The sequence below is a fragment of the Rubinisphaera italica genome (assembly GCF_007859715.1).
Taxonomy (GTDB): domain Bacteria; phylum Planctomycetota; class Planctomycetia; order Planctomycetales; family Planctomycetaceae; genus Rubinisphaera; species Rubinisphaera italica.
Genome location: NZ_SJPG01000001.1, coordinates 1442393 through 1452622, shown reverse-complemented (window position 1 = coordinate 1452622; position 10230 = coordinate 1442393). Strand labels below are relative to the sequence as shown.

The 10230-nt window shown below is 45.2% G+C and carries 7 protein-coding genes; 2 read left to right on the top strand and 5 right to left on the bottom strand.

Annotated elements, in window-relative coordinates; translation table 11 throughout:
* The first annotated feature begins 97 nt into the window (after positions 1 to 97).
* Together Pan54_RS05560 and Pan54_RS05555 are read left to right on the top strand one after the other, a co-directional pair.
* The gene (locus tag Pan54_RS05560) at positions 98 to 1519 is read left to right on the top strand and encodes an IS1380 family transposase (protein WP_146502569.1); all 1422 of its coding nucleotides are present in this window, start codon (positions 98 to 100) and stop codon (positions 1517 to 1519) included.
* Between the two features lie 200 nt (positions 1520 to 1719).
* Positions 1720 to 4341, top strand: a complete 2622-nt coding sequence (locus tag Pan54_RS05555) for a protein kinase domain-containing protein (protein ID WP_146502568.1) — start codon at positions 1720 to 1722, stop codon at positions 4339 to 4341.
* Positions 4342 to 4374: 33 nt separating this feature from the next.
* Here Pan54_RS05555 and Pan54_RS05550 read toward each other — a convergent pair whose 3' ends face one another.
* The 5 genes from Pan54_RS05550 to Pan54_RS05530 all read right to left on the bottom strand — a co-directional run bounded on the left by Pan54_RS05550 (position 4375) and on the right by Pan54_RS05530 (position 10146).
* On the bottom strand, positions 4375 to 5607 hold the full coding sequence (locus Pan54_RS05550; protein WP_146502567.1) for a glycosyltransferase family 4 protein: 1233 nt from the start codon (positions 5605 to 5607) through the stop codon (positions 4375 to 4377).
* Between the two features lie 253 nt (positions 5608 to 5860).
* Positions 5861 to 6919 (bottom strand): glycosyltransferase family 4 protein, encoded by a 1059-nt coding sequence (locus Pan54_RS05545; protein WP_146502566.1) that lies wholly within the window; start codon positions 6917 to 6919, stop codon positions 5861 to 5863.
* Between the two features lie 211 nt (positions 6920 to 7130).
* Positions 7131 to 8210 (bottom strand): non-hydrolyzing UDP-N-acetylglucosamine 2-epimerase, encoded by a 1080-nt coding sequence (gene wecB, locus Pan54_RS05540; protein WP_146502565.1) that lies wholly within the window; start codon positions 8208 to 8210, stop codon positions 7131 to 7133.
* Positions 8207 to 9268 (bottom strand): polysaccharide biosynthesis protein, encoded by a 1062-nt coding sequence (locus tag Pan54_RS05535; protein ID WP_146502564.1) that lies wholly within the window; start codon positions 9266 to 9268, stop codon positions 8207 to 8209. Before Pan54_RS05535 ends, wecB begins: the two co-directional genes overlap by 4 nt.
* A gap of 11 nt (positions 9269 to 9279) precedes the next feature.
* Positions 9280 to 10146, bottom strand: coding sequence for a dTDP-4-dehydrorhamnose reductase family protein (locus tag Pan54_RS05530; protein ID WP_146502563.1), 867 nt, complete (start codon positions 10144 to 10146; stop codon positions 9280 to 9282).
* Positions 10147 to 10230 lie beyond the last annotated feature (84 nt).

The following is a 10230-nucleotide window of genomic DNA, read 5'->3' as shown; positions in this document are numbered from 1 at the left end:
CCCGGATTTCTCACCCGGGGGTGGAAAAAGGCTGCCTGGTTTGGGATAAGTTGTTTTCTCACAACAGCTTTCACCCCAAACGACAGGCAGCCTTCTCATGACACAGTGTTCCACAAAGTCCCTCACTTTTCAACCCCACCAGCGTCGCGAAGTCGTGGCCAATTTTGATGGTCTGATGATCACCTCCGATGCGGGCGGGCTCTTGCTGCGGGAACTCGATAACAAGCTGAAGTTGACTTCACGGGTCGCTGGTTGTTTTAGCGATCATCGCGATTTCGATTATATTGAGCACTCCGTGCTCGAACTGGTCAGGCAGCGTATTTTTGCGTTAACGCTCGGCTATGAAGACCTCAATGATCATGACCGCCTGCGGGATGACCCGTTGCTCGCGCTGCTGGCCGGCAAAGACGATCTGACCGGACAACAGCGGGCGCGGGAACGTGATCGCGGGCATGCTCTGGCCGGCAAAAGCACGCTCAATCGACTCGAGTTGACTCCCCCCGGAGCCAGCCCGGAGAGCCGCTACAAAAAGATCACGGCCAGCTGCAGCGACTTCTCACGTTTGTTCGTGGATCTGTTTCTCGACGCTCACCAGAGGCCGCCCGAAGAAATCATTCTCGATTTCGACGCCACCGATGATCCACTGCACGGACATCAACTCGGGCGATTCTTTCACGGTTATTACAAGCAGTACTGCTATCTGCCGCTGTATATTTTCTGTGGCGAGCACCTGCTGTGTGCGCAGCTCCGACCGGCCGATATCGATGCCAGTCTGGGGACAGTGGAACAGTTGCAGCGGATTGTGCCGTTGATTCGCCAGCGCTGGCCGGAGGTGCGAATCGTGATTCGCGGCGACAGCGGATTTTGTCGCGAGCCGATCATGCAGTGGTGCGAAAAGAACGAAGTCCAATACATTTTGGGGCTGGCCAAAAACGAGCGACTCAAGGAAATGATTGAGGCTCAGCGGGTGGCCGCCAAGCTCTTTTTTGACGACACGAAACAAGCCGCTCGCCTGTTCGCTGACCTGCGGTACCGGACGTTGAAAAGTTGGAGTTGCCAGCGGCGGGTTGTCGCCAAGGCCGAGCATCTCTCGAAAGGCGAGAACCCGCGGTTTGTGGTGACGAATCTGACAGAAGACCAGGCCGATGCCCGGACGCTGTATGAAGATCTGTATTGTCAGCGCGGCGAGATGGAAAACCGGATCAAGGAACAGCAGTTGTGTCTGTTCGCCGACCGGACGAGTTGTGCGACCATGCGGGCCAATCAACTGCGGTTGTGGTTTTCTTCGGTGGCCTATGTGCTGCTGGCGGCTCTGCGACGTCACGGCTTACAGGGAACCGATCACGCAAAGGTCCGCTGCGATACGATTCGCGTGAAGCTGCTCAAGATCGGGGCACAGGTGCGGGTGACGTGCCGGAAGGTGTGGCTGTCACTGTCGGAAGCATACCCGTATCGCGAGTTGTTCGGCCAGGTCTGGCAAAACCTGCAAGACCTCCCGCCGCGGCCTGTCCCTGGATGAGCCCAATCGGCTTCGAAAGAGTCCACCACAGCGCCCACCGCGCTCGCGGTACGCGCCGAACTGACAAAAACGGCCTGAAATCCGACCTGGCACCAAAAAAACACCTCTCGACACCCCCTCCACGCTCCCAATCCCCACCCACCAAACCAAATTCCCGCCCCGCAAGCCCCCGGGAGAAGAAATGAGAAACCGGGTGAGAAATGCGGGTTAATCCGCATATCCTCAGTCGATTCAATCAGGAAAAACAAACGCTGGCTCAACTGGTGAATCCGGAAATTGCTCAGGTGTTCGATGCAGGCACGACGCCTTCCGGCGATCCGTTTTTCATCATGGAACTCTGCAACGGATTACCCATCACTCAGTACTGTAATGTACGCCGACTTCCTATTTCTGATCGTCTGAAACTGGTGACTCGCATTTGTCATGCTTTGCATCATGCACATGGCAAGGGAATCATCCATCGTGATCTCAAACCGGACAACATTCTTGTCGCAGACGGCGACATGCAACCGGTGATCAAGATTATCGATTTCGGAATTGCTAAAATTCTGGACGAAGAGACAGCTGACTCTCTGATAAAAACCTGTGATGGAGAAGTGATCGGCACTCCTGCCTACATGAGCCCCGAACAGGCCCTGGCCCAACCGATCGATTCCCGTACGGATGTGTTTGCAATTGGTGCAACTCTCTATCAATTGATCACTGACACGACTCCTGTCGACTACAAACATTACAAACCATCCAGTTTAATTGTTGCACTCAAGCTCGCAGCATCACTCGAACCGGAACGCCCTCGATTGAGGATTCGCAAGTTCAGTCGAGACCAGCAATTGCAGATCGCAAATCAGTTAAAACTCAGTCCTTCTCAACTGCTGCATTTACCGGCTGATTTGGATTGGATCATCCTTCGGTCAATTCAACCCGATCGTCGCGAACGATATGCCAACGCGTACGACTTTGCTGATGACCTGGAACGTTATCTTGAGATGAAGCCCGTCAAAGCTGTGGCTCCTGCATTGTCTTATCGGCTAAAAAAGTTCGTTCGCAGAAACTCCACAGCAGTTATTGCCTCCACACTCGTCTGCCTGACAATCCTATTGGCAGGCGGAACCATCGGCTATATGAAACTGCAGGAAATCCAAGTCGAATCCGCCCGCATTTCACGAATTGCAGAAGCCGTCGATACGTTGCACATCAAAGCCAACTCTCACATGGAAGATGCCGGGCAGGACCGCAAAAACATTCACGATCATTTACTGAGTGCTCAATCGGATCTCGAACAGGCTCAGGATCTGCTGATCGAAACACCTGAGTTGACCGAACTCATCGCTCTAAATAATCAGGCCTTAAAAAGAAATGGTCAATCCCAACGGGCCATGCAACTGGTCAATGAAATTGATCGTGCCCGCAACCAGCCGATTTCGATGGAGACGGAAAACATTAACTCCGGAATGAGCATTTCGACTCATACGATTAACCAATTTAAAGATCTATTTGCTGAATTCGGAATCCATCCTGACAAAACTTCACCAGCAAAAGCAGCTGAAATTCTCTCCAATGCACCATTATGTCTACATCCGGATATCGTCGAAGCATTGGAATGCTGGATGAACGAATCCCCTGTCGGACCGGGGATTTATCTTCAACTCAATCCCGCACAATGCACAGTTGCGAATTTTATTCCTCTTGGAAATGCAGAATCAAGCGGCCTTCTCAGCAAAGGAGACGAACTCGTTGAGATCCTTGCCGAAGATGGAAGCTGGCAATCATTTCGTGGATTATCTCCTACAGAAGCATATCGACTTATCAACCGCCCTCCTGGTTCAATCATTCAGTTGAAAGTTCGGCCTCTCAATCAAGCCGAGCAAATGATTTCTTTAACATGCGGCGGCGAAATCTCAAAATGGCTGGGAGATACTCTGCAGAATTTTAATCCCCACCCATGGGCTCAACAACTTCGAGAAGCAGTCCGAAACTATGATTTGCAGACATTAATTAAGCTGGCAAATGATTCAAATTTGAGCACACAAAGAGCTTCCAGCTTGATTCTCCTGAGTGGTTCCCTATTTTCACTCGATCAACGGGACCACGCCATTCGTTGCCTGAAGATTGCCCAGCGATCCAATCCGCACGAATTCTGGGTCAATCATTATCTGGGTATTGCACTGAACTGCTGCCACCCCAATCAGGCCAGCCAGGAAGCCATTCGTTATCTAACAACAGCTGTTGCACTTCGCCCCGACTCTGCAATACCACGCTACAATCTAGGTTACATTCTCGAAAAGACAGGTGAACTCTTAACAGCGCTTGAATTCTATCAAATTGCCTTGGAAATCGACCCCAGCCACCAGCTCTCATTACAACGTATTCATAATCTGCAAGGCAGAATTAATACTGAAACAAAATCAGTTGATGAAACAGATACGGATTCTCAGAGAGACTCCAATCTACAGATCCCAATTCAAGCCGAGTTCGACATACCACCCTACGAGCAGACAGCCCGCGAGTTGGCCAGCCGTGGCGAGTTTAATAGAGCGATGGAAATTCTGAACGATATCCGAACCCATACTCCTCATGACCCAAGAATCGATCGGACTGAAGGAGTCGTACTACTCGCTCAAGGGAAGTATGCAGAAGCTCAGCAATTACTTCGTGAAACAGCGAATTGTTATCCAGCTGACGCAGCCACCCGCTTTTATCTCGGCATGTCCTGTCACTACCTCGGCTTAATCCCAGAAGCAATTCAAGAGTATCAAGCCGCCCTGCAAATCCGCCCTGATTATGAAGCGGTGAAAACATATCTTGATCCCCTGCTTCAATAAATTAAGCAAGTAATAAGTTTGCAGATTTTTACATCATGGCTGTCGTGGAAATATTCTCCGATACCAGGGAGAAATCCACTCACGAAATGGAGGATATCGTCGATCCTCTACAGCCATCGCTGGATGGACTGGTGGTAGATTGAACCAGAATGGTATTCGAATTCGCTTTTTGGGTTTATCACCTTGTGCTGATACTAATTCTTCAGCAAATTGTTCCCAGCGATCCGCTGCTGCCTGCAGAGAAAATTTCTCTAGAATCGTATTGCGCGCACTCACAGAAAGCCGCTCCCATAAGCCAGACTCAGACTTTAGCCGCATAACAGCGGCAACAACCGAATCTGGTGTCGGTTCAACAATCAATCCATTTACTTCATGTTGAATAAGTTCGGAAACTCCTCCCGGAATATCACTTACGATCGGTACCAGACCACAAGCCATACCATCCATTAACGCTCCAGGAAGCCCTTCGTATTCGGAGAGGAGTATTATTGCAGAGGCTCCCTTTAATGAATCCGAGATTAAAGACTGATCAACAGCACCAGTATATTCTATGCGTTTTTCCAGATTTTCATTTTTAATATAATTCTTGACATCATCTGCATACCTTCCGCCTCCAATCAATTGACACCTAACATCTGGAAATACTTTTACGACAGCCTTGAACGACTCCATAACAAGTGATATCCGTTTGGCTTCTTCTTCCATACGACCGAGATAAACTAATCGAAATTGAGTATGCCCAGCAATAGTCACATCAGGTACAGGAACGCCGGACGGAATTACGCATCTCGGGTATTTTTCAGGCAGAATCTCTGAAATTTGATCCAAAAGAATTCTGCTGACACAGACGACTCCAGATAGCTGCCAAACATTTTGTAATGAACAGAATTGCTCAACTATCGCCCTGTGAAAGGGATGATCCGAACGGACTGTTGCGAGGGTAATCATTCCACATTGCTTTGCCCATCGGGACGCATAATAGGCCGATGGAACCAAATTGGAAACAATTATCGATGGTTGAACGATATTGAATTGCTTAAGAATCCAGCTAACTTCTGATTGCGTTTGCCCAATTCTGGATCGTGTTTTGCAAACGACACCAACACTACTTAAATGTTCTTCTGCAGGAGAATAATCGCCACTGTAAAGTATTAACGCGGTCACTTGATGACCTCTTCGGACCAATTCCGGGAGCAAACGATACATATTCACTATCGGCCCGGAATGATTTCCAAGATGGTCATAAAAAACAAATGCATACTTCATATTGGATATTCAGCAATAAACATACGTCTCTCCCCACCCACATCCTTACACCGCAAACATATATAGACAGTAAAGACACACCGTATCTATACATACATTATATCTCAGCGAAGCATGATCACACTTATACCACAAGACTCCGAATATTTATTAATTACGGCACACAAGTCTATTAACTTACAAGACTACATACCTTAGAGATTGCTGCCCATTCCTTTATTTTTAATAGACCATGACAATCACAGCAACAATACTAAGCCAAAGAATTATTTGTACTTATTGCCAGTTTAGACAGAACCGATACATACTCGTCAGCATAAACCCTTGTCATGATTTTTTGTTCGGCCCACTCAACAATCCCTAACCTCTGCTCCCAGGAATATTTATACAATAAATTGACACACTCCAGGATATCTGAGTCACTATTCACATCTTGCACTAAGGGGAACAATCCATCTCTCAGAACCATACCAGAGTAATCTCCAGCATAGGTATTCATTAACACAGGCAATCCAGAAGAAACATAATCACAGAACTTTCCCGGTGAACCGCAAAGCATACTAATATGCTCTGGCCTTAGGAGCAGGCCAATATCTGAAGCCAAAAGCATATCTTTCAACTTCTTACTGTCAACTTCAATCAAAGTATAATCTTCACGCGCAATAGAGTACTCTTCAAAATACTTTCTCGCAATTTCATGACCTGCTTCTGGAACCATTGCCAGAAAATGAGAGTTCACAGCAATATTTTTTTTAATCAAAAGAAATGCCTCAAGGCACCTGTCGAACTGCGACCACGTATAAAAGACATTCCCCGTGTAATTCACGATGTACTTACCAGTGAATCCATATTCCTTGCGTATCTGACTACGAATTGACTTATCCAACTTATGATTCTCATATGCCTTGCCACCAGTCGGCAGTACTACAATATCATCCGATGCAATCAATCCGTCATATCTCTTTTCTATTACAGCCTTAAAACCATTCGACACTAATGACAACATATCACAGTTTTCAACAATCGACCTCTGATTATCCAGATATCCATTCCCAGTCATTATCTTCTCGTAGCTTGCGTAAGGATTAGGGTTTTCTCGAAGAAATTCAACCTCGGATACAATATCGCCCTCAAGCTCATACAATATCCTCAATCGACCATCCATCCGAACCCGAAGCCCCTTCAATGCATCTATATTAAAATGACGAGCATGAATGACTGTTGAACTATTCCATGTCACATAGCGAAGATACATAGTTAACATTCTTCCATATTTAAAATCGGGAAGAACAACCGCACGCACATTAGGCAATCGAGTGCGACTTATGAATTCTTGCCTATACTCTTTGTATCTTGAGTAGGGGATAATATACAGAAGTTGTATTGGAACACCATTATCATTTGCAGTCCGAACCCACTCATAATAGATGTGAAAATGGGAATTATATTCCGACCCAGGCAGATAAAACCACTGAACCCTAGAATTGCATTCTTTATTCTTCCATTTCAACCACTTCAACATTTTAAGGTGAATACCCTAATATAATTTTTGATACAATCGACGAGACATTACTCCTCAGGTATTCCTCCGGCACCGAAGCAGATTCTTCCTGATGAGAAGTCACTATCGAGATTGCATTGATGATATTTTGTTCTATACAACTCGAAAGAATACCGCACCCTAATTCAATTAGCTCCGGCCGCTCAGTACTATCGCGAAGTATTACACACGGTACATTTTTAATTGCACATTCCTCTTGTACAGTGCCACTATCAGTCAACGCACAGAAGGAATTACGGAGTAGCGATCCAAAATCAAAAAATCCGAACGGTTCATGAAATTGAATCTCTGAACTCACCACTTCCTCGGTCGAACCAAGCCTTGAGCGCATCCGTGGATGCGTACTGATAATAACTTTCTTATTATAAATCCGCGAAACAGACCTAATGGAGGACAATATCGTCTCGAATCTTGCCCAGTTATCAACATTTTCTGAACGATGGCATGTTACAATTATATAGTCTCCAGTATTCAACCCTAACTTAGAGAGAATATCTGATTTGCCAATACGTTGTTCATTTTTTTCGAGCACTTCATAAATGGGATTTCCAGTCACATGAATTTTATTTAATGGCACCCCTTCATAGATGAGATTATCTCGACTTCTCCCTGTATAAGGAAGGAGCACATCACTTGACGCATCGATTATCTTGCGATTGACTTCCTCTGGGACCCGATCATCATGGCATCGATTTCCTGCCTCCATATGGTAGACTGGAATCCCTAGTTTTTTTGCAGCGATTGCACTCATGCCACTATTTGTATCACCTAGGATTAGCACACGATCAGGCATGATCTCCCGAAGAATCCGTGCGCATTCAACAATTATAGTGGCAAATTGCTCATCAAACGTACCTCTTGAATCCAAGATGTAATCTGGCTTACGAACCCCCAATTCGTCAAAGAATATCTCATTCAACTTGTGGTCGTAATTCTGGCCCGTGTGTATTATCGTATGATCGCAAAATTCATCCAGCTGAGGAATTATACAACTCAGTCGGATGATTTCAGGCCTTGTCCCAAGAATCGTAACAACTTTCATTGAAGCATTTCCAATTCTGGTGGGCGCGACTGATCGACCAACAGACAATTTTCAGTAAGGAGTTTGACCAGCTGATCTTTTGACATAGGACTATCTGCCGAACTATATTCTTTCGATATATCATTCAATAAGACTTCAGGGTTACTGGTCAAATCTGGCAACATCGGCTTTATTGCATAGTATTCATTACGACGGTAGGTCCGATGGGCCTCTTCTTCTGAAATAAGAATTTCATGAATTTTTTCACCAGGCCTGACACCAGTTATTTCGATAGGATTCTTTCGATCTCCAATTAACGCCTCTGCTAAATCAATCATTCTTGCAGACGGAACGATCGGAATAATAGTTTCGCCGGGCCTGCCAGATTGCACAGCTTCAATGATAACATCCACAGCAGAATTCAAATTTAATAGAAAGCGGGTCATTTCCCTGCTTGTGACCGTAACTGCACGCCCTTTAAGAATTTGTTGATGAAAAAATGGTATTACCGATCCACGCGAGGCCAATACATTTCCATAGCGAACGTTAACGAATCTAGTATTTTTGCACTCCAAATTCCCAGTGATAAATATTCGCTCTTGAATTGATTTTGTCATCCCCATCACATTGACAGGCTTACAAGCTTTATCTGTTGAAATGCCAACAACGATCTCTACTTTCAAATTCAGATTGCTGATTGCCCGGACAATATTATTCGCTCCCATGACATTTGTCAGAACTGCTTCACCTGGTACATACTCGCATGTTGGAACCTGCTTCATCGCAGCAGCATTAAAAATTACATCACATCTGCGAATAGCACTACAAACGGATTCATAATCACGTATATCTCCAATACGAAAATCAATTAGATTTTTATAATCATCGAAGACAACCTCATCCGTGGCTGCGTGTCGCTCTGACAATTCATTTCGCATGTCATGCTGTTTTGCTTCATCTCTCGAGAAAACAGTAATTTTTTCTGGACGCCCCAACTCACCAGTCAAAATCCGCTTGACCAACGTCTTTCCAAGCGATCCTGTCCCCCCAGTAATTAATACTCTTCTTTCAGTTAGCATTCTAAGACTCCCTACTTATCTATTTCGTCTTTTATGACTTGAAGCATCTCATTCCAACCAGGGGGGATGTAACGAGTTGCCTTTTGAAACTTATCGCTGCAAAGTCTACGGTCACAGAAATATTCCGCATCGGACTCCACAGTCACGTTCAATTGAAATATCCGATTAATTAGCACTAAGAGCTCATACTTTGAAATGGGATTCGACGAAACATGCCACACCCCATTCATATCATAATATTTATCTATAATTAGCGATAACACATTAGCAAATTCGGTGGTAGTAAAACCACTAAACAAGGCATTCTTGTATCCTTTGACAGTTTGCCCCTCCTGCAAAAAAAACCACTCAAGCAAACCACGTTTATGTATTAGCTCCTTACCAATTATTGACGTCCTCAGGGTCAAGCCACGTTCTTGAATTTCTCCTAGTAACTTGCTGCGACCATACAAATCAATCGGATCAGGAATATCTAGCTCAGCATAGGGACGTTTCTTACTACCAGAAAATACACAGTCTGTACTGATTTGAATTAATCGAGAGTTATACTTTTCACAGATCGAATAGAGTAAATGAGGAAAGAGTGAGTTGATTCGTATTGATGGTATGGCTTTTGACGACAGATCATCTTGCTTTACAATTCCCACACAGTTGATCACATTTTTGGGGAGTACTTGACTCACTATTTCCTCAATCCGATCGATTTCATTAACATCTATATAATCATATATTTCTACATTATCCTCAGGAACATTCAGCAGTTGCAAGGCTTCCTCTTTACACAGACGCGTCGTCACGGCCAAATCATATTTCCGATGCCATTTACGCACCAGAGCATGCCCTAGCATTCCCGTTGAACCGATAATTAATATTTTCACTTGATTTGAATACTTTAATGATAAATACAGAGAAAGATGCCAAGTGATTGAACAATACACTTCAACTAGTGTATCCGATCATAA

Coding starts and splice junctions, on each gene's coding strand:
- Pan54_RS05560 (WP_146502569.1), top strand. CDS start 98: ATGACACAGTGTTCCACAAAGTCCCTCACTTTTCAACCCCACCAGCGT.
- Pan54_RS05535 (WP_146502564.1), bottom strand. CDS start 9,268: ATGCTAACTGAAAGAAGAGTATTAATTACTGGGGGGACAGGATCGCTT.
- Pan54_RS05555 (WP_146502568.1), top strand. CDS start 1,720: ATGCGGGTTAATCCGCATATCCTCAGTCGATTCAATCAGGAAAAACAA.
- Pan54_RS05550 (WP_146502567.1), bottom strand. CDS start 5,607: ATGAAGTATGCATTTGTTTTTTATGACCATCTTGGAAATCATTCCGGG.
- wecB (WP_146502565.1), bottom strand. CDS start 8,210: ATGAAAGTTGTTACGATTCTTGGGACAAGGCCTGAAATCATCCGACTG.